This window comes from Mesorhizobium sp. U510 (assembly GCF_059180695.1).
Genome location: NZ_CP180532.1, coordinates 5568617 through 5586673, shown reverse-complemented (window position 1 = coordinate 5586673; position 18057 = coordinate 5568617). Strand labels below are relative to the sequence as shown.

The window sequence follows — 18057 nt, the reverse complement described above, 5'->3', positions numbered from 1 at the left end:
GCAGGGCAGTGAGGGCAGCGCTGGCTCCGCTGATCGGCAACGTCCTCTACAAGGCCACAGCCCGCCCCAATCCTCGACGAACCGCCTCGCGATAAGCAAGGTCGGCCGCCACCAGGTCCTCCATGGCAACACCCATGGCCTTGTAGACGGTGATCTGGTCGGCGCTGGTCCTTCCCGGCCGCAGCCCAAGCAGCATCTCGCCAAGCTCGGTTCCGGTTTGCGGATCGATGCCATCGAGTTCGCAAGAGCCGACCGGGGTAGGGGCGAAGGCGTCCCTGGTCTCGACGAACAGGCTGGCCCGGCCGACAAGCTCGACCGGCAGTTCGCCGCCGGGCGGGGCGACGCCCACCGACGAGACATGCGTGCCGGGCCGCAGCCATTCGGTGGCGATCACCGGCTGGTAGGAATGCGTGGCCAGGCACACGACATCCGACGAGCGCACCGCGGCCTCCAGATCGCTGACGGCGACGACGCCCGGATGCAGCGCTGCCAGTGCCTGCGCGTCCGCGAACTCCTTCGAGGCGACGCGGATTTCGGCAAAATCCCGCACCAGCGGCAAAAGGTGCAAGTGCTGGCCGGCCTGCACGCCGGCGCCGACCACCGTTGCCACCCTGGCGTCGCGGCGGGCCAGTTCCCGCACCGAGAGCACGGCCGAGCCGGAGGTGCGCACGGCGGTGATATAGGTGCCGTCCATGACGCAGACCGGCATGCCCGTTTGCGGGTCGAACAGGTGGATGGTGGCGAGATGGCTGGGGATCGCGCGGGCGATGTTGCCTTCGAAGACGTTGACGATCTTCACCGTCAGATGCATGCCCGCCATCCAGGCCGGCATCGCCAGCGAATAGCCGGCTTGCGGAATGTCGAGCTGTGGCCGCGCCGGATTGACGATCTCGCCGCGGGACAATGCCTTGAAGCCCTCCGCCAACGCATCGAGAAGCCGGCGCAGGTCGATGCATGTTTTCACCTCGCCTTCGCTCAGGATGAGCACAGCTGTGTCGCCCTTGGTCTGAGCACTGCGGGTGGTCGGTGTGGCTGATATCATGGGATTTACCTTGGTCGGGTTGCGTTGCCCGCCAACGGTATTGCCACTCGACAGCGTGATGAAATATGCTGTTTTCGCGATTTTTGCGTGATAATCGCGCTATCCGTGGCTGGAAAGTGTGAATTCAAAAAATGGACGATCTCGACCGTATCGACCGCTCGCTGTTGCGCTTGCTGCAGGAGGATGGCCGTCGCACGACGCTCGATCTGGCCCGCCGCGTCGGCCTGTCGCCGACCGGGGCGGCGCAACGCATCAAGCGGCTGTTCGCCGAAGGCTTCATCCGGGCGGTGCGGGCCGTTCTCGACCCGGCCCGGATCGGGCAGGCACAACTCGTCTTCATCGAGGTGCGGCTCGATCATACGGCGCCGCATGTCTTCGACCGCTTCGCCGAGGCGGTTGTGCGGGCGCCCGAGATCATCGAATGCCACATGGTGGTCGGCGGCTTCGACTATCTGGTCAAGGCGCGCATCGCCGATATGGCGATGTTCCAGGATTTCCTGCAGCGGGTGATCCTGCCGCTGCCCGGCGTCAGGGAGACGCATACCTACGCCTCGATCGCCAATGTGAAGCCGGACGCGCTGCTTCCGATCTAGGACGCGGACTCGCTAGCGCCGAGCCGTAGCCTGGACGCTATACGCCCGAAAGCAGACGTACCGAATTTGGTCCAGCCGGCGGCGCGCGACCTCACAGCTCAGATGGCCAGCCCGATCGCTCGGCTCGACGCAAAGACGATTTTACGATCAGGCGATGGAAAGGCGCAATTCCCGCGATATAGGCCCGCCCTCCCAAATGATTGAAGGTCACGACCGTTGTTGCGACAAGTCGACGGCGCAAAGCGGACTCTTCAACCAAAACGGACAAACGGAAGTCGAGATGGCGATCGTCCTCGCCAAGAATAATCTCGTGACGCCGCCGATCGTAGACCCGAAAGAAATCGATCCTGTCGGTCGCAACGTCATCGCGCAACGCAGACGATGTCTTGAGACCAAACCCCGCAACCAAAGTGTCCCTTAGAGCTATTAGCCAGCCAACCCACCGCGCCTGACCCATAAGCATGTGGGCGGCGAGGCGCTCGGCGTCGCCGGTCGCATTGCTTGGCAGATCGATCGCGAATGCGTCAGCGAAGCCTGCCTCGGCGTAGAGCGGCCTAAGCGCGGAATGTTGCGGCAAATCGACTCGAGCAACGCGCGTCAAAGATGTTCCGCCCCGGACTGAATGGAAGCGAAGAGGTGGTGCGTTCCAATAGCACGAAAGGGCTCTCCATCAAACGTGTCGAGGAACTTCTGCTGATGACCCTTTCGCGACCTCGGGCAACGTCCGCTCTTCCGCAGCTTGGGGGTGAGCGGACATAAGTCGGCAAGCCGCTTGATGAGTACACGCCCTAGACCAGCGGCCGTTCCCCCGCATCCAGCAGCCATTGCCGCACGGCCTGTGTCGGTTCGGGATGGCGCTGCTTTCTCGGCATGACGACATAAAAATCCTGCGTGCCGCGCATTTCGCCGCTGACCGGCTGGACCAGGCGGCCGGCGGCGAGATCGGCTGCGACGAGGAAGCGGCTGGCCAGCGCTATGCCCTGGCCGGCGATGGCCGCGTCGATGGCGAGGCTGGTCTGGTTGAAGCGCATGCGCTTGAGCTCGGCCGTCATCTTCAGGCCGACCGCCTTTTCCATGAATTCCGGCCACAGATTGTGCGCGTCGTGCAGCAGCACGTGATGCTGGATTTCGGCCGCCGGGATTTCGGCGGTCCCGATAGGCAGCAGGGCCGGGCTGCAGATTGCGATGATCTGCTGGGGAAACAACAGGTCGACGATCAGGCCGGCGCCGAAGGGCGGGCGGCCTTGCCGCACCGCGACGTCGACGCCGTCGGCCTGGAAGCTCGACAGGCTCTCGCTGGCCAGCACGCGCAGGTCGACCAGCGGATTGTCGGCCATGAAATCCTGCAGCCTGGGGATCAGCCATTTGGTGGCGAAACTCGGCGTCACGCTGATCGTCAGACGTGCGGGTTCGGGGCGCAACAGCTGGGTTGCCTCCGAGATCAGGTCGAAGGCGCGGCGGATGTTGGGCACATAGGCGCGGCCCTGATCGGTCAGCGCCAGGCCGCGCGGCAGCCGCTCGAACAGTTTCGCGCCGAGATGGGTCTCCAGGCCGCGAATGTGCTGGGCTACCGCACCTTGCGTGACGTTCAACTCCTCGGCGGCGATGCGGAAGTTGAGATGGCGCGCCGAGGCCTCGAAGGCGCGCAGCGCATTCAGCGGCGGCAGGCTGAGGAAGGCTTCGGGCATGCAGGAGTTTTTCTACTGGTTGATTTCAGGCATTCTGGTTCGAATCGGGTGATAAAACCAGTTATATCACCGTCCAAATACCGAAAACACCGGTTGCGGTGCCTGCCAACCCTGAGAGGAAAATCCGATGAGTGTAGAAAAAGTGGCTGTTGTCGTGGCCGGTGGCAGCGGCATGGGAGCGGCGGCGGCCAAGCGCCTGGCGGCGGATGGGTTCAAGGTCGCCATTCTCTCATCCTCGGGCAAGGGCGAGGCCCTGGCCAAGGAGTTGGGCGGGCTCGGCGTCACCGGCTCCAACCAATCGAATGACGATCTGCAGCGCCTCGCCGACCTGACGCTGGAGCGTTTTGGCCGCATCGACGTTCTGGTCAACAGCGGCGGCCACGGGCCGCGCGCGCCGATCCTGGAGATCACGGACGAGCAGTGGCGCACCGGCATGGATGTCTATCTGATGAACGTCATCCGGCCGGTGCGCATCATGGCGCCGCACATGATCAAGCAGAAGGGCGGGGCGATCATCAACATCTCGACGGCCTGGGTGGCCGAGCCGAACGCAATGTTCCCGACGTCCGCCGTGTTCCGCGCCGGAGTGACCGCCTACACCAAGATCTTCGCCAACACTTACGCACCGGACAATGTGCGCATGAACAATGTGCTGCCGGGCTGGATCGACAGCCTGCCGACCGTCGAAGAACGCCGCGACAACGTGCCGATGCAGCGCTACGGCACATCAGAGGAGGTCGCCGCGACGATTGCGTTCCTGGCTTCGGAGGGGGCGGGCTATATCACCGGCCAGAACATCCGCGTGGATGGGGGTGTTATAAGGGCGTTGTGAGGCTTCGGAGCTCGCCACTCTCGCGGCCCATGCGCAATTCTTTCAATCATTTCTTGAAATCGGTACCAGCCATTTCATGGTTTGATGATTCCTGCCAAGAGGGGAGACGTCATTGACCGACTTCATCGGATTGCCGAAAGCCGAAGTGCACATCCACATCGAGGGCTGCTTCGAGGCCGACGATGTGATCGCGAACTGCGAGCAAGCCGGCATTCCGCTACGCGCGCCGCGCGACAGGCTGTTCGAAGCCCATGACCTCAAGAGCTTTCTCGAAATGCTCGACTGGTTGTGCGGGACTTTTCGTACCCGCGAGCAGCTCGCCACCACGGCCTACAAGTTCGCGCAGCGCATGGGCCGGAGCGGCGTGCGCTACGCCGACGCCATCGTCAACCCGACGCACTGGCCGCACTGGCACAAGGACGTTGCGGGGATGATCGACGCGTTCGATGCGGGTTTCGCGGCCGCCGAACAGGATGGTCACCCGCCGGTCGGGCTTTGCGTCAGCCTGCTTCGCACCCAGTCGGCGGCGGAATCACTCGAGCTGGTGGCGTTGCTGAGCAGGATCAGGCACAGGCGTGTCGTCGGCCTGTCGATCGACGGCAACGAAGCGGCCGCCGGCCGTACCGGCCCACGCTTTGCCGAGGCGTTTCGCCGGGCCGGCGCGGCGGGTTTGCGGCGCACCGTTCATGCCGGCGAGTCGAGCGGCCCGGAAGGGGTTCGCGACGCCATCGAATTGCTGGGCGCCGACCGCATCGACCATGGGGTGCGGGCGATCGAGGACCCGGAACTCGTCGACTTGCTGGCGCAGAGGCAGATTCCCCTGGGTGTCTGTCCGGTCTCCAATCTGGCGCTCGGCGTCTATCCCTCGCTTGCGCAACATCCGATCGATGCCTTGCGCAAGGCCGGTGTCCCGGTTTCGATCAACACCGACGACCCGTCGCTGCTCGACACCACGCTCGAAGCCTCCTACGCCGCCTGCGCCGAGACCTTCGGCTGGGACGACGAAACCATCCGCCATCTCGCCGCGACATCGGTGCAGGCGAGCTACGCCGATCCGGCGCTGAAGGCGCGGATCCTGACCGATCTGGCGGCCTGGCGGAGGTAGCGGCCGCTGCCGATTTTCGCCATCATGCCGTCTGGCTGATTACGCGGTCAGGGCTTCCGGCTGGTCGAATAGCGCATGAAGCTCGGAGACCGGCATAGGGCGGCCAAAATACCAGCCCTGGACATCCGTGCAGCCATTCTCCTTGACCAGCCTGTACTGGTCCTCTGTCTCGACGCCTTCGGCGGTCGTCGTCATGCCAAGCGTGGTGCCGAGTTCGGCGACGGCCTTGACGATCGCTCGGCTTTCGCTGCTCTCGCACATCAGGCTGACGAAGCTGCGGTCGATCTTGATGCGGTTGAACGGGAACGACCTGAGATAGCTCAGCGAGGAGTAGCCGGTGCCGAAATCGTCCATGGCTATGGAGATGCCGAGGTCGCGCAGACTGTACAGCGTGTTCAGCGTGTTTTCGTTGTTCGCCAACAGCACCGACTCGGTGATCTCCAGTTCGAGCCGTGACGGCAGCAGGCCTGAAGCCGCGAGCGCCGCGGCAACCTGAAGCGACAGCCCCTGCTGCTTGAACTGGGCCGGCGAAAGATTGACCGCGACCTTGACGGGCAGGGGCCATTTCACGGCGTCGGCGCAGGCACGCCGCATGATCCACTCGCCAAGCGCGTCGATGGCGCCTGTCTCCTCGGCCAATTGGATGAACTCCGACGGCGGCAGCAGGCCGAGGCGCGGATGGTTCCATCTTACCAGCGCTTCGAAGCCGGTGAGCTGCGAGGTCTTTGCATCGTGCAGCGGTTGATAATGCAGGACGAACTGTTCTTTCTTCACGCCGAGCGCCAGTTCGGACTCGAGCTGGCGCCGCTCTTGCAGCCTTGCGTCCATTCCCGGCTCGAACGACCTGCAGGTCCCGCGCCCCTCCATCTTTGCCTTGTACAAGGCAAGGTCGGCATTGCGGATAAGGGTTTCCGAACTTTGCCCGTCGTCGGGGAAGACGGCGATGCCGATGCTGCCGCCGATGTTGATCTTGTGGCCCTGGATGGAGAATTCGTCGGACAGGGCATGAATGACACGGCTTGCCAGCACGCCGGCCTCGTCGTCGCCGTCGAGCAGGAGCTGAAGGATGACGAACTCGTCCCCGCCAATTCTGGCGACCATGGCGGTTTCGCCGGCATGGTGTTTCAACCGCTTCGCCACCGCGCCGAGAAGCTCATCGCCGACCGGATGGCCGAGCGTGTCGTTGACCGGCTTGAAACGGTCGAGATCGACGCAATGGACGGCCAGCTTCTCGTCGTCCCTGAGGCTTCGCAATGCCTCGTCCATCGTGTCGGCCAGGAGGCCTCGGTTGGGCAGGCCGGTGAGAATGTCATGCGTGGCCAGGTGCTGGATCTGGGCGGTGCGCTGCTCGACCCGACGCTCAAGGGTCTCGGCGGCCTCGACCTGCATCGTCATCGTGCGCCCGATAGCGTACCAGCATGCCAGCGCCAGCAGCGTGACCAACGCGACCGCCGCATAACCGGCCAGTTCGAATTCCCGTACGGACTGGACGTCCATGTTGTTGTCGAACCGGCTGTTGGGGAAACCGGCCCAAAGACGCCATGCGCTCCTGGGATCGTTGAGCGAGAGCGGGATGACTTCGGAATAGATCAGATTGGGGTCGGCCGCCGTGAAGGCCCGTGAATCCGCCGCCAGGGCCGTCGACATCTTGTGCTGGTCGGATTCAAAACCGTAGCCTGAATTGACGATGACATAGTCGCTGCCCGGCAACAGTTTCCGCAGCGCCGAGGTGAGCATGATCGCCGAGACGGAGCCGCGCAGGCTGCCATCCTGGCCGAAGACCGGGACCGAAAGGATGAAGCCTGAGCGATCGGCGTCATTGCCGGTATGGATGAAATCGGTGTTGTCGCAGGTGATGAGCTCCTTCGTGCCGATGATCGGCACGTTCAACCCGTCGATGGCGCTCGAATTCGGATAGTTCGTCTTCAGCCAGGCGAGCTGTTTGGCCAGCTCATGGTATTCGTAGGTCTCGATCTCCTCCGGCGGGCGGGTCAGTGCATTCTCGTCCAGCTTCGCCTGTTTGTCGCTGCCGGCGGCATCGGATCTCGCCTTGGCGTTCACGATCAACTGGTCGAACTGGAGGATCGGCTCCTCGAGCTTGCCGGTCGCGGCATCGAAGCGGTCCGGGCTGAAATCCACCGGCAGGAAGTAAACCTCGGAAATGGAGACGTTGTTGGCGAGGTTGTTGTAGATCTGCTGGATCGTCGCGCGGCCCTCATCGCCAAGGTTCGTGCCATGCCGGTCGAGGTTGCGCACGCTCGGCAGATAACTCAGGGTGCGCACATTCTCGTAGACGGCCCGCAAGGCGTCTTCGACGGTCTTGGCCGTCGCTCTGGAAGCTGCCTGGGAGTTCTCGACATAGCGCTCCTTGGCCAGCGCGAAGTTTCGCTGGGCATCGATATGCAACGCCGCCAGCGTCGCCGCCCCGGTCAACAGGATCACAACAAATCCGGCCGCTCGCCTGAATGCGTTCATCTGCGTCCCACCATCGAGTGACGAGGAATACCGCAAGGCGGTTTAGGAAGCGCTAATGGGATGTGTCTTTCTTTACCGGTCCCAGGCGTTGCGGCGCATCGGATCCGGTAGATCGAGGCACCTTCTTTTCACCGGCGAACAGGCCAAACCGGGTAGGGCGGTTCAGTTCGCTGGCCCCGCCTGCTGGTCGGCGTCGGTAAGCGTGCCCAGGAAGGCGACGATGTCGTCGATTTCGGCATCGGTCAGCGCCGGTTTGTCGCCGGGCTTTTTGCCGTTGAAGGGCGGATCCTGATTCAAGTTTCCCCAGTAAGCCTTTGGCAGGTCGTCATATTTCCTGACCGTGCCGTCGGCATTCCTGGGATACCAATGGCCCGGATCGGTGTCGCGGCTGGCATAGAAGGCGACCGCGTCGCGCAGCGTGTGCAAGGCGCCATTGTGGAAGAAGCTCTTGCGCAGCGCGACGTTGCGCAGGGTCGGCGTCTTGAACAGGCCGCAATACTCAGTCCGTCCCTTGAAATCGGTGCGCAGCGGGCCGCACAGGCCGAGATCGGCATAGGCGGGGTCGGCATTGGCGGGAAGCGCCGCGTTGCGCGGCACGGCGATAGCGATCAGGCCGAAGTCGGTGAATTGCGGCGGCTCGCCGTCATTGGCCGGTTCGCTCAAGTGGCAACTGGCGCAATTGCCCTTGGTCTCGTCCTCGAACAGCGCGCGGCCGCGCAATTCCTGCGCCGTCAGCTCAGCCTTGCCGGCGAGGAAGGCGTCGTAGCGGCTGGAATAGGGGTAGAATTCAGCAGCGCTCTGCTCGAACGTGCCGAGCGCCTCGGCGGCGGCGTCGAAGGCATCGCTCGCGTGGTCGAACACGTCGTCGCCGAAGGCCGCCTTGAACTCATCGGCATAGGCGGCCTTGCGCAAGGCGGCGGCGACGGCGGCCTCATCCTTGTTGGCCATCTCGAAGGGCGAGAGCAGGGGGATTTTCGCCTGGTCCTTGCCATGGTCGGCGCGGCCGTCCCAGGTCAGGCCGCCGGTCGGACCATTGTCGACGCTCTCGTCGCCCTCGTCCTCGGAATCGTAGAAATGCTCGGTGAAAGAGGGCGCCGCCTGGAGATAGCGCAGCGACGGCACGGCGCGCACGCCCGGCCGGTCGAGGTTTGGCCCGCCCATTTGGACCGGCTCGGCCGACGCTGGACCGAAGGCATGGCGCGGGTCATGACAGGACGAGCAGGCCTGCTTGCCGGAAGCAGAGAGAGCGGGGTCGAAGAACATTTTGCGGCCAAGGGCGGTCAGCGCTTGCGCCCGGGCAAAGGCGTCGGCGCGCGATAGCGGGCCGGGGTGGACACTGCCTGTTCCGGCGCGAACAAGGGTTGCCGGCAAAGCGATGGCAAGGCCGAACAACGATGCGGCCGCAGCCGCGATCATCAGGCGTTTGCCTCGTCCTGTCGTCATGAGTTCCAGGTCCATTTCGCTCAGCAGTTAGGTTCGCACTGCAACGGATTGATGACTGGTTCGGCCCTCACGAAACCGTGTTCGCGCGGATCAGCTCGCGGCCGATCGGCTTCGGCGTCTCGCTGCGCAGCACCAGCGCCGTGGTGACCGCGCCATGGCGCGCCACGGCGTCGACGATGGTTTCAAGGTGGGCGGGCGAGGGCACGACCACTTTCAGGATGAAGCAATCCTCGCCGGTCAGCCGGTGCACCTCGGTAATCTCGGGCATTTCGGCAAACTGCTTCAGGCAGGGGCGGATGTGCTCATGCGTGGTGCGCACGCGGATGATGGCCATCATGCCGAGGCCAAGGGTGGCCGGGTCGATCACCGCGGTGTAGCCGGCAATGACGCCGCGCTCCTCCAGCCGCTTGACCCGCTCGGAGGTTGCCGGCTGCGACAGGCCGACCCGTCGGCCGAGCTCCGATATGCCGATGCGGCCATTCTCCTGCATGGCCTCGATGATGGCGATGTCGGTCGGGTCGAGCGGCGCGCGCTCATCGCTGGTCCTCATGGTGTCACTTTGAATCCATCGGCAAGGACATGATCTTTCCGATGATTTCCCATTCCCGGTGCCAATTCAAGACGCCACCATGCACCATCATCGATAGGAGCAAGGCGACATGACACATTTCATCATCCTGCCGGGGAGCGGCGGTTCCGGCCCGGCGCATTGGCAATCGCGGTGGGAAGACGCCAATCCGGCGATGCGGCGCTTCCGGCCCTCAAGCTGGGACCTGCCCGGTTTCACCGACTGGCTGGCGGCTCTGGAGGCCGCGGTGATCGCCGCGCCCGAGCCGCCGGTGCTGGTCGCGCACAGCCTGTCCTGCCTGCTTATCGCGCACTGGCAGAAGATTTCGCAAAGGCCCGTGAAGGCGGCCTTGCTGGTCGGCGTTCCCGATCCGGCGTCGGCGGTCTTTCCCGAATACGGTATGGCTTTCGCCAAACTTCCCGAGGGCAAGCTGCGCTTTGCCTCGCTTGTGGTGACCAGCACCAACGACCCCTATGGTTCGGCGGAGTATGCCGAGGCGCGGGCGACGCAATGGGGCAGCCGCCTGGCCGTGATCGGGCCGTTCGGCCACATCAATGCCGAAAGCGGACTGGGCGACTGGCCGGAAGGTTTTGCGCTTCTCGACGGGCTGGTGTCCGAGGCTTGAAGGTGGTGGCTCAGCCGCCATTCACCAAAGCGAGGATAAGCTTCTGCAGATTGCCGCCCGGGCCGAGTTCGACGCGGTCGAAATCGCGGCTGGCCTGGCGCTGCGCCTGCGAGAGTGCGGACAGGCGCTTGGTCATCTCGCTCCGGATCTTGCTGCATTTGGGGTCGTCGGCAACCGTCAGGCCGACGGTCGCCGCCTCGATCTTGCGCACCATGTCGACAATGGTGGCGCCATGCACCTTTTCATGGGCACTGACGCCGGCGAGAAAAAACTCCCAGTTCTTCTGGATGGCCGGCGGCAGCGGCGCGGAGGGGCTGGGCAAGGTGTAGGTGATGATCAATTTCGGCTTCGCCGACACCAGCACGCAGGCGCCGGCCCGTGCCTGATAGTCCCTGGTCCAGGTCAGCTTGAAATTGGTGTGGGCGATAGCGCGGGCGACGCCGACATTCGGCCCGTTCTCGCCGATCGAACGATAGAGTTCCGGCCCGGACTGACCCGAAATGGCGTAGGTTTCGACCTTCTCGACCGGCTTCCATTGTGCGTGGGCGGTGACCGGCAAGGCCACCAGGGCGACCAGCAGAAGACACAGACGAACTCTCGACACAACGCTCTCCAAACCCGGACCACACGACCTTGCCGCAACGGGCAATGTCACGGGATCGCTTTTCCTATATGCTGCCGGCGGGTGCTGCAATTATCAGGGGGAAGTCATGAAGGCTGGATATCTTGTCGTCGCCGGTGCCGTGGCCGCATTGCAGGCCGCGCAGCCGGCGTTTGCCGCGTCGTGCAGCGGCTGGAGCGCGAAGATGGAGGAAGACGAGGGCGGCAGCGTGCTGACCGCTTCGGTCTGCGGCGGCCCGAAGGGCGACGCGTATCTGATGCTGGCCTGTTTCGACAAGCCGGTGCTGAGCTACGACCTCGGTACCAGCGGCCAGCAGCTGGAGCCTGGCATCAGCGGCGCGTTCGACTTCAAGGCCGACGGGAAGACGGTGACCAAAACGCTGCAGTTGGAGGCCATGTACAATTACTTCGTAGTGGACCTGGAGAAAGCCGATCCGCTGCTCGATCTGTTGCGTGGGAAGGGCGATGTGTCTGTCGGTTCGGCCAAGTATGGTTCGAACAGTTTTGCGCTAAAGGGTTCGAAGGGGGCCATCGGCAAGGTGCTGGCGCAGTGCGGGAAGGCGAAGCCTGCCGCTGATGCGGATTGAGCGGCTACCGCATCACCCCACCCAACCGTACCGCCGCCGCCCTCAATTCCTCATCCGAGAATCCGGAAAACCCCAGCACCAGCCCGTGCTTCGGCGCGCCGTCGATGAACATCGCGGACAATGCCCGTGCGCCAACGCCCACCGCCTTTGCTGCTTCGACAATGGCCGTGTCCGGCCCGTTGCCCCTTAACATCGCCATCAGATGCAGCCCCTGCTCGGGCGCCGTCACATCGAGCCTGTCGCCGCAATGCGCCTGCAGGCCCGCGGCCAGCACGTCGCGCGCGGCTTGCACGCGGCGGCGCAAGCGCCTGAGATGGGCGGCGAAGTGGCCTTCGTTCAACAGGTCGGTCAGCGCGCCCTCGGCCAGCGTCGAGGGGTAACGGTCGGAGCGCGCCCTGATCGCCATGACCGCATCGAGCAACGGCTCCGGCACCACGACATAGCCGATGCGCAGGCCGGGGAAGAGCACTTTGGAGAAGGTCCCGAGATAGGCGACGCGGTTCGCGCCATCCATGCCTTGCAGCGAGGTCAGTGGCGGGCCGGCATAGCGGAACTCGCTGTCGTAATCGTCCTCGATGATCCAGGCATCGTTGCGCCGCGCCCAGTCGAGCAAGGCAAGCCGCCGGCGCATCGTCATCGTCACGCCGAGCGGATATTGATGCGAGGGCGTGACATAGGCCGCGCGCGCCTTTGGGCATAGACGTTCGCCGATCTCGGGATCGAGCCCTTCGCTATCGACCGGCACGGCGACAATCCTGGCGCCGCTGCCGGCCAGCACGGCGTGCGCCATGGGATAGCAGGGATTTTCCAGCCACACGGCGTCGCCGGGGCGAAGTGCCGCGCGCACCAGAAGATCGAGCCCTTGCTGCGTGCCCGAGGTCAGCAGAATCTGGCCGGCGTCGCAGCGCACGCCGCGCGCGGTCCTGAGATAAGTGGCAATCGCGGTGCGCAGCGCGATGCCGCCGCGCGGATCGCCATAGCGGAAATGCTCGGGGCCGGGGCGGGCGAGGTGGCGCGACAGCAGGATGCGGAACACATCAAGCGTGCGCGGGTCGGATACCGCCACGCCAAGGCCGCAAGGCAGCGACGTCGCGGCGTCGATCTCCGGCGGGCGCGCCTTGACCAGCATTGTCGGCAAATACGGCACGTCGGGAGCGACGAAGGTGCCGGCGCCGACCTTGGCCACGGCAAAGCCTTCCGAGATCAGCATTTCGAAACAGGCGACCGCCGCCGAGCGCGACAGGCCGAAGCGCTTTGCAAGGTCGCGGGTGGTCGGCAGCTTTGCGCCGGCAGCCAGCGCGCCGGTCTCGATCAGCCGCCGCAGCGCGGCGTAAAGCTCGCGGCTGCGCGGTCCGTCCCCGGGCAGAACCGGGATCAGCGCCGACCAATCCGGCGGATTGGTCTGATTTTTGTTTCTGTGATTGGTTCTTTTCTCGACCAATGCCATGGCGCATGGTTGGCAGACAACAGCCGAGGATGCAAGCCGTGAACGACGTTGCCGCCAGCTTTCCGACCACCAGCCGCAACCGGGTCAAGCGCCTGCATGAGCGCGGCAGCTACGACCATGCGGCCGTCTTCGCGGTGCTGGATGCCGGGCTGCTGTGCCACGTCGCCTACACCTTCGACGGCCAGCCCTATTGCACGCCGACCATCCACTGGCGCGAGGGTGACATGCTCTACTGGCACGGCTCGTCGGCCAGCCGCATGCTGCGCCAATTGCGCGGCGGTACGCCGGCCTGTCTCACCGTGTCGCATCTCGACGGGCTGGTGCTGGCGCGCACCGGCTTCAACCATTCGGCCAACTACCGCTCGGCGATGTGCTTCGGCACCGCGCGGATTGTTGATGAGCCGGAAGAGAAGATGAAGGCGCTGGCCGGCGTCGTCGACCGCTTCTACCCCGGCCGCAGCGAAACCTTGCGGCCCATCTCGGCGCAGGAAGCCAAGGCGACCATGGTCATCGGCATGCGCATCGAGGAGGCATCGGCCAAAGTGCGCGCCAAGGGCGTCGCCGACGACGAGGAGGATTATGGTCACCCGGTGTGGGCCGGGATCATCCCGGTGCGGACCGTGATCGGCGCGGCCGAGCCGTGTCCGAGGCTGCTGCCCGGCATCGAGCGGCCGGGGAATCTGGCTGGGTATGCAGAAGGAGAAGGGCTGGACGCGGCGTTGATGCAGGCGCAGGCGGTGTATGAGGGCGAGGTTAGTTAGCACCTCTTCCTTCCCCCCTTGTGGGGAAGGTGGATCGGCGCGCAGCGCCGAGACGGATGAGGGGTGTTCCAGCGGAGTGAGACGTCGGCGTTCCCTGGAACACCCCTCATCCGACCTCGCTTCGCTCGGCCACCTTCTCCCACAAGGGGAGAAGGGAGAGCTCACTTGCCGCCGCCACCGCCTCGCGCTATCCCGGCGCCATGATCACCTTCCGCAAGGCGCAAGCTTCCGACCTGCCGGCAATCGTCGCGATGCTCGCCGACGATCCACTGGGCGCTGCTCGCGAGGATGCCTCCTTGCCGCTGGCCCAGGGCTATCTCAAAGCTTTTGCCGCGATCGATGCCGACCCCAACCAACTGCTGGCGGTGGCAGTGGACGGGGCCGAGGTGATCGGTACGTTGCAGATCACCTTTCTTGCCGGGCTGTCGCGCAAGGGCGCCTGGCGCGGGCAGATCGAGGCGGTTCGTGTCGCCGGCCATCGGCGCTCGGGCGGCATCGGCCGGCTGATGCTCGAATGGGCGATCGATCAGTGTCGGTCGCGCGGCTGCAGCCTTGTGCAGCTCACAACCGACAAGGGGCGGGCGGACGCGCACCGTTTCTATGAAGACCTTGGCTTCACCGCCAGCCATATTGGTTACAAGAAGAGCCTCTAGATGCAACTCCGTTCCGCCCCGGCGGCGACTGGCGTATAGCGGCAGGCTTTCAGGCACTATTCAAATTGCCTGACAAAGCGGATATAGGTCAGCTACATTGACCTATATGAAAATCGTCTGGGGAGGCGTGACTTGACCCTTTTGAACCTGTTGGCTTCGCGCTCGTCGCGCATGAAGGCCTCCGAAATCCGCGAGCTGCTGAAGCTGCTCGACCAGCCCGACATCATCTCCTTCGCCGGCGGCATTCCCGATCCGGCGCTGTTTCCGGCCGATGCCATCCGCGATGCCTATGCCGAGGTGCTGGGCGGCGCGGAGGCAGGGGCGGCGCTGCAATACCAGGTGTCGGAAGGTTATTTGCCGCTGCGGCGCTGGATCGCCGGGCAGATGGGCAAGCTCGGCGTCGCCTGCGACGAGGCCAACATCTTCATCACCTCCGGCTCGCAGCAGGCGCTGGATTATCTGGGCAAGCTGTTCCTGTCGCCGGGCGACACCGCGCTGGTGACATGGCCGACCTATCTCGGCGCGCTGCAGGCCTTCAACGCCTATGAGCCGCGCTATGACCGTCTGCGGCCGGAAGGCGGCAACATGACGCCGGACGCCTATCGCGCTGCGGCCGCCGCCCCCACCGGTTCTTCAAGAGGGGGCGGCAAGGTCAAGTTCGCCTATCTGGTGCCCGACTTCGCCAACCCGACCGGCAATACACTCGATCGAAAGCAGCGCGAGGCGGTGCTCGACCTCGCTGGCGAACTCGACATCGCCATCATCGAGGACGCCGCCTATCGCGCGCTGCGCTATGATGGCGAGGGCGTGCCGCCGATCCTGGCGCTCGATTGCTCGCGCTCTGGCTCTATCGACAAGGCGCGCACGCTCTATTGCGGCTCGTTCTCGAAAATCCTGTCGCCGGGCATGCGCGTCGGCTGGGTGTGCGCGCCGCGTCATGTGGTGGAAAAGCTGGTGCTGATGAAGCAGGCTTCCGACCTGCACAGCCCGTCGATCAACCAGCTGGTCATGCACCGCGTCGCCGAATCCGTGTTCGACGGCCAGGTCGACAAACTCATCGGCGCCTATCGCCAGCGCCGCGACGGCCTGCTCGGCGCGCTCGAAGCCAACATGCCGAAGGGCGTGACCTGGAGCCGGCCGGAAGGCGGCATGTTCGTCTGGGCGACGCTGCCGGAAGGGTCGGACGCCACCGAGCTTTTGGCTCGGTCGGTGAAGGAGGCGCGCGTCGCCTTCGTGCCCGGCAATGCTTTTTACGCCGACGGCACCGGACGCAACACGCTGCGGCTGTCCTTCACGCTGGCCGACCAGCGCGCCGTGACCGAGGGCATTCCAAGGCTGGCGGCGCTGCTGAAGGGGTAGGCCGGTCAGAGAAGGCGGCATTCCTATGCCGTCACGGTGACCAGATGCTTGAGTATCGCAAGCCTGGTGCGCGCCAGTCTGCGGAGCGGTTTTTCAAAGCGTTCCTCGCCGGCCTCGCCGACGAAGATCAATGTCATGAAGTCGAGCATGAACTCGTCTATTGCCGTGTCGACCGCCTGCGACTTGCCCTTGAAGCGTCGCAGCAAGGCGTTTGCTTCCTCGACGTCGCCAACCCCAGCGCTGTCGATAAGCGCTTCCAGTCTCTGAAAACAGTCCAATCGATGTCCCTCCCGCCGCGCCACGAAACTCCGGTTTGATCGGAAAGTTCCCGTCAGGAGAATTTCTCCCGAAAAAAGATCTGCGTGGAACCTCTTTAGCCGACAGGTGTTCCTAGGTGTCTGACCCCCGCAGACATCCGAAGGCCTTTTCAACGAGGCTTTCCAAAGCCCGCCGGTTTCCCCCTCTCCGGCGGGCTTTTCATTTGCAAAGGACCGAAGGGCGGGATTTTCGGCGACGACGCCGGAAGGCAGCGCCTGTCAGTAGCCTGCGCCCGCCCGCATTGACGGCGCCCCAAGCGAATTTAGATTTGGAACATTGCGAGGAGGAATTTTCGTGGAAACCCAGGAACTGCATCGCGGCCGGCTCATCGACCACATCCAGATGGTGGTGAGGGATCTCGCCGCCAGCCGGCGTTTCTACGAGGCGGTCTTGCAGGTGCTCGGCGTGCCGATCGGCGGGACCGGCGAGGATTATTTCTGGTCCGATGAGCTGTTCATCTCCAGCGCCGACAGCCGGGCAGCACTGGGAAAGCTCACCGGCCGTCACCATCTGGCCTTCCAGGCCAGGGACCACGCGATGGTCGATGCCTTCTACAAGGCCGGGCTGGCGGCCGGCGGCACGGACAATGGCGCGCCGGGCGAGCGGCCCTATCATCCCGGCTATTACGCCGCCTTCCTGCTCGACCCCGACGGGAATAACATCGAGGCCGTCCATCACGGTGCGCACGCGCGCAGCGCCGCTTCGGTGAAGATCACCTTCTAGAGACGGTGCACGAACGGCGCGGCTCGCGAAGCATCCTCATTCCCGCAGGGCACGCATTTCCGTTTCAATCCGTCGAGCCGCACGGCGGTTCAGGATGATGACCAAAACAAGGAAGGCAAAGGTCGACCCGCCTCCGACCAGCGCGAAGATCGGGCGCGCGGGATTTGTCGTCCATGATCCGAGATAGATCATGACGAACCCCGGCACTATTGGCCCGACATACCAAAGCCAGGCGGATCTCAGCAGGTCGCGCTCATGAGCCAAGCGCTGTTGCAGATGGCCCATTCCACTTGTCGCAAGATCGAATCCGGCACGTGTGCTCTTGCGGTAGATATTCAAGCCCACCAACAGGAGGCCGAGCACCAGCGTTGCAAATCCTGACGCCATGATCCAATCCGCCGACGAGTCGGCTGCCAGGAATGTCACTGCACTGGTGACGAGCAGAAAGGCGGCGGCCATGCCTCCGGAGACATATTCCAAAGTGTTGCGGCGCTTGGTGGTTCGGCTCAAAGCGGCATGTCGCGCCTTGATGTCTTCGAGATTTATGGCCGAGGTCATAACAGGTTGTTCCTTCCAGGAAGATTGTGACCGGTTAATCATCGTACTGCCTCCAGAACGACCTGGCCGGCCAGAACGCGCTTGATGCGGCTGATACGCGTCGCCACCGCGCCGGCCGAGAGACCGGAAACCTCCGCGATGGTCGCGGCATCCTCCTCCTCCAGGTAGAGGATCATCACCTGCCGATCGATCGGCTGCAGGCGGTGGAGCATTGTGTGGATCCGGGCCAGCGCAAGCCGGTCGGATACCTCCGTCTCCGGGGAGGGATTCGGGTCAGCGGCGATCTCCGCCGCCGGGTGATCGAGGCCGATCATTCCTTTCAGGCGTCGGGCTCGCCCGATATGATCGGCAGCGACATTGTGTGCCACACGGTAGACCCAGGTGCGCAGCGAGCAGCGCTCATCGAAAGACGTCAGGCTGCGCCAGACCTGCAGATGGATATCCTGCAACAGGTCCTGCCGCTCGATAGGGTTTGCTTCGTATCCAACTGCCAGACGAGCCAACGCGGGACCTAGCTGATCCACCGCCTGGATGTAGAGCCGGTCGACATCCGGTGGCGCGGCCGCTTCGGCACCGCCCCTCTCGTTTTGGTAAAGCATGGTCATGTCAAGGTAGTCGTACCTAAACGAAATTTCTTACAGACCAACCGAAGACTGCGC

20 protein-coding genes are annotated in these 18057 nt (G+C 64.2%); 9 read left to right on the top strand and 11 right to left on the bottom strand.

Annotated features, from left to right (window positions below):
* Positions 1 to 46 precede the first annotated feature (46 nt).
* The gene (locus ACLGL5_RS28870; protein ID WP_069092586.1) at positions 47 to 1042 is read right to left on the bottom strand and encodes an ornithine cyclodeaminase family protein; all 996 of its coding nucleotides are present in this window, start codon (positions 1040 to 1042) and stop codon (positions 47 to 49) included.
* A gap of 131 nt (positions 1043 to 1173) precedes the next feature.
* Here ACLGL5_RS28870 and ACLGL5_RS28865 point away from each other — a divergent pair, with 131 nt between their 5' ends.
* Positions 1174 to 1635 carry an Lrp/AsnC ligand binding domain-containing protein gene (locus tag ACLGL5_RS28865; RefSeq protein WP_019859344.1) on the top strand — a complete coding sequence of 154 codons (462 nt, stop codon included), beginning with the start codon at positions 1174 to 1176 and terminating at the stop codon, positions 1633 to 1635.
* A gap of 91 nt (positions 1636 to 1726) precedes the next feature.
* Here the strand turns inward: ACLGL5_RS28865 and ACLGL5_RS28860 are convergent, their stop codons facing one another.
* Together ACLGL5_RS28860 and gcvA are read right to left on the bottom strand one after the other, a co-directional pair.
* A complete protein-coding gene (locus ACLGL5_RS28860; RefSeq protein ID WP_064981809.1) occupies positions 1727 to 2236 on the bottom strand; it encodes a DUF2867 domain-containing protein in 510 nt (169 codons plus the stop codon).
* 187 nt (positions 2237 to 2423) lie between these two features.
* The gene (gcvA, locus tag ACLGL5_RS28855) at positions 2424 to 3323 is read right to left on the bottom strand and encodes a transcriptional regulator GcvA (RefSeq protein ID WP_069092585.1); all 900 of its coding nucleotides are present in this window, start codon (positions 3321 to 3323) and stop codon (positions 2424 to 2426) included.
* A 127-nt stretch (positions 3324 to 3450) separates the two neighbouring features.
* Here gcvA and ACLGL5_RS28850 point away from each other — a divergent pair, with 127 nt between their 5' ends.
* Both ACLGL5_RS28850 and add read left to right on the top strand, forming a co-directional pair.
* A complete protein-coding gene (locus ACLGL5_RS28850; protein WP_069092584.1) occupies positions 3451 to 4155 on the top strand; it encodes an SDR family oxidoreductase in 705 nt (234 codons plus the stop codon).
* Between the two features lie 112 nt (positions 4156 to 4267).
* On the top strand, positions 4268 to 5260 hold the full coding sequence (gene add, locus ACLGL5_RS28845; protein WP_069092583.1) for an adenosine deaminase: 993 nt from the start codon (positions 4268 to 4270) through the stop codon (positions 5258 to 5260).
* Between the two features lie 39 nt (positions 5261 to 5299).
* Here add and ACLGL5_RS28840 read toward each other — a convergent pair whose 3' ends face one another.
* The 3 genes from ACLGL5_RS28840 to ACLGL5_RS28830 form a co-directional block, all read right to left on the bottom strand.
* Positions 5300 to 7735, bottom strand: coding sequence for a putative bifunctional diguanylate cyclase/phosphodiesterase (locus tag ACLGL5_RS28840; protein ID WP_038647957.1), 2436 nt, complete (start codon positions 7733 to 7735; stop codon positions 5300 to 5302).
* A gap of 162 nt (positions 7736 to 7897) precedes the next feature.
* Positions 7898 to 9178, bottom strand: coding sequence for a cytochrome-c peroxidase (locus tag ACLGL5_RS28835; RefSeq protein ID WP_069093467.1), 1281 nt, complete (start codon positions 9176 to 9178; stop codon positions 7898 to 7900).
* Between the two features lie 67 nt (positions 9179 to 9245).
* The gene (locus ACLGL5_RS28830; RefSeq protein ID WP_069092582.1) at positions 9246 to 9728 is read right to left on the bottom strand and encodes an Lrp/AsnC family transcriptional regulator; all 483 of its coding nucleotides are present in this window, start codon (positions 9726 to 9728) and stop codon (positions 9246 to 9248) included.
* Positions 9729 to 9837: 109 nt separating this feature from the next.
* Here ACLGL5_RS28830 and ACLGL5_RS28825 point away from each other — a divergent pair, with 109 nt between their 5' ends.
* A complete protein-coding gene (locus tag ACLGL5_RS28825; RefSeq protein ID WP_069092581.1) occupies positions 9838 to 10371 on the top strand; it encodes an RBBP9/YdeN family alpha/beta hydrolase in 534 nt (177 codons plus the stop codon).
* Between the two features lie 10 nt (positions 10372 to 10381).
* Here ACLGL5_RS28825 and ACLGL5_RS28820 read toward each other — a convergent pair whose 3' ends face one another.
* Positions 10382 to 10975, bottom strand: a complete 594-nt coding sequence (locus ACLGL5_RS28820) for a DUF922 domain-containing Zn-dependent protease (protein WP_069092580.1) — start codon at positions 10973 to 10975, stop codon at positions 10382 to 10384.
* 106 nt (positions 10976 to 11081) lie between these two features.
* On the opposite strand from ACLGL5_RS28820, the gene ACLGL5_RS28815 reads away from it, so the two are divergent.
* Positions 11082 to 11579: a hypothetical protein gene (locus ACLGL5_RS28815; RefSeq protein WP_019859335.1), complete on the top strand. Its 498-nt coding sequence runs from the start codon at positions 11082 to 11084 to the stop codon at positions 11577 to 11579.
* A gap of 4 nt (positions 11580 to 11583) precedes the next feature.
* Here ACLGL5_RS28815 and pdxR read toward each other — a convergent pair whose 3' ends face one another.
* Complete coding sequence (gene pdxR / locus ACLGL5_RS28810; protein WP_069092579.1) at positions 11584 to 13026, bottom strand: MocR-like pyridoxine biosynthesis transcription factor PdxR; 1443 nt, start codon at positions 13024 to 13026, stop codon at positions 11584 to 11586.
* Between the two features lie 5 nt (positions 13027 to 13031).
* Here pdxR and ACLGL5_RS28805 point away from each other — a divergent pair, with 5 nt between their 5' ends.
* From ACLGL5_RS28805 to ACLGL5_RS28795, 3 genes are all read left to right on the top strand, one after another.
* Positions 13032 to 13787 carry a pyridoxamine 5'-phosphate oxidase family protein gene (locus ACLGL5_RS28805; protein WP_069092578.1) on the top strand — a complete coding sequence of 252 codons (756 nt, stop codon included), beginning with the start codon at positions 13032 to 13034 and terminating at the stop codon, positions 13785 to 13787.
* Positions 13788 to 13987: 200 nt separating this feature from the next.
* Positions 13988 to 14440: a GNAT family N-acetyltransferase gene (locus tag ACLGL5_RS28800; RefSeq protein ID WP_069092577.1), complete on the top strand. Its 453-nt coding sequence runs from the start codon at positions 13988 to 13990 to the stop codon at positions 14438 to 14440.
* A gap of 171 nt (positions 14441 to 14611) precedes the next feature.
* The gene (locus ACLGL5_RS28795) at positions 14612 to 15799 is read left to right on the top strand and encodes an aminotransferase-like domain-containing protein (protein ID WP_069093466.1); all 1188 of its coding nucleotides are present in this window, start codon (positions 14612 to 14614) and stop codon (positions 15797 to 15799) included.
* A gap of 23 nt (positions 15800 to 15822) precedes the next feature.
* On the opposite strand, the gene ACLGL5_RS28790 is transcribed toward ACLGL5_RS28795, so the two are convergent.
* Positions 15823 to 16077, bottom strand: coding sequence for a hypothetical protein (locus ACLGL5_RS28790; protein ID WP_236952002.1), 255 nt, complete (start codon positions 16075 to 16077; stop codon positions 15823 to 15825).
* Positions 16078 to 16411: 334 nt separating this feature from the next.
* On the opposite strand from ACLGL5_RS28790, the gene ACLGL5_RS28785 reads away from it, so the two are divergent.
* A complete protein-coding gene (locus tag ACLGL5_RS28785) occupies positions 16412 to 16840 on the top strand; it encodes a VOC family protein (protein WP_069092576.1) in 429 nt (142 codons plus the stop codon).
* 36 nt (positions 16841 to 16876) lie between these two features.
* Here ACLGL5_RS28785 and ACLGL5_RS28780 read toward each other — a convergent pair whose 3' ends face one another.
* Both ACLGL5_RS28780 and ACLGL5_RS28775 read right to left on the bottom strand, forming a co-directional pair.
* On the bottom strand, positions 16877 to 17398 hold the full coding sequence (locus ACLGL5_RS28780; protein WP_069092575.1) for a hypothetical protein: 522 nt from the start codon (positions 17396 to 17398) through the stop codon (positions 16877 to 16879).
* Positions 17399 to 17436: 38 nt separating this feature from the next.
* Positions 17437 to 18003, bottom strand: a complete 567-nt coding sequence (locus tag ACLGL5_RS28775) for an RNA polymerase sigma factor (RefSeq protein ID WP_069092574.1) — start codon at positions 18001 to 18003, stop codon at positions 17437 to 17439.
* Positions 18004 to 18057: the final 54 nt, after the last annotated feature.

Bases quoted from the DNA above. Each gene is read 5' to 3' on its own strand.
- ACLGL5_RS28780 (WP_069092575.1), bottom strand. From the start codon at position 17,398: ATGACCTCGGCCATAAATCTCGAAGACATCAAGGCGCGACATGCCGCT.
- ACLGL5_RS28795 (WP_069093466.1), top strand. From the start codon at position 14,612: ATGAAGGCCTCCGAAATCCGCGAGCTGCTGAAGCTGCTCGACCAGCCC.
- ACLGL5_RS28840 (WP_038647957.1), bottom strand. From the start codon at position 7,735: ATGAACGCATTCAGGCGAGCGGCCGGATTTGTTGTGATCCTGTTGACC.
- ACLGL5_RS28815 (WP_019859335.1), top strand. From the start codon at position 11,082: ATGAAGGCTGGATATCTTGTCGTCGCCGGTGCCGTGGCCGCATTGCAG.
- ACLGL5_RS28850 (WP_069092584.1), top strand. From the start codon at position 3,451: ATGAGTGTAGAAAAAGTGGCTGTTGTCGTGGCCGGTGGCAGCGGCATG.
- ACLGL5_RS28830 (WP_069092582.1), bottom strand. From the start codon at position 9,728: ATGAGGACCAGCGATGAGCGCGCGCCGCTCGACCCGACCGACATCGCC.
- pdxR (WP_069092579.1), bottom strand. From the start codon at position 13,026: ATGGCATTGGTCGAGAAAAGAACCAATCACAGAAACAAAAATCAGACC.
- ACLGL5_RS28800 (WP_069092577.1), top strand. From the start codon at position 13,988: ATGATCACCTTCCGCAAGGCGCAAGCTTCCGACCTGCCGGCAATCGTC.
- ACLGL5_RS28805 (WP_069092578.1), top strand. From the start codon at position 13,032: ATGGTTGGCAGACAACAGCCGAGGATGCAAGCCGTGAACGACGTTGCC.
- ACLGL5_RS28835 (WP_069093467.1), bottom strand. From the start codon at position 9,178: ATGACGACAGGACGAGGCAAACGCCTGATGATCGCGGCTGCGGCCGCA.
- ACLGL5_RS28775 (WP_069092574.1), bottom strand. From the start codon at position 18,003: ATGACCATGCTTTACCAAAACGAGAGGGGCGGTGCCGAAGCGGCCGCG.
- ACLGL5_RS28870 (WP_069092586.1), bottom strand. From the start codon at position 1,042: ATGATATCAGCCACACCGACCACCCGCAGTGCTCAGACCAAGGGCGAC.
- ACLGL5_RS28825 (WP_069092581.1), top strand. From the start codon at position 9,838: ATGACACATTTCATCATCCTGCCGGGGAGCGGCGGTTCCGGCCCGGCG.
- ACLGL5_RS28865 (WP_019859344.1), top strand. From the start codon at position 1,174: ATGGACGATCTCGACCGTATCGACCGCTCGCTGTTGCGCTTGCTGCAG.
- gcvA (WP_069092585.1), bottom strand. From the start codon at position 3,323: ATGCCCGAAGCCTTCCTCAGCCTGCCGCCGCTGAATGCGCTGCGCGCC.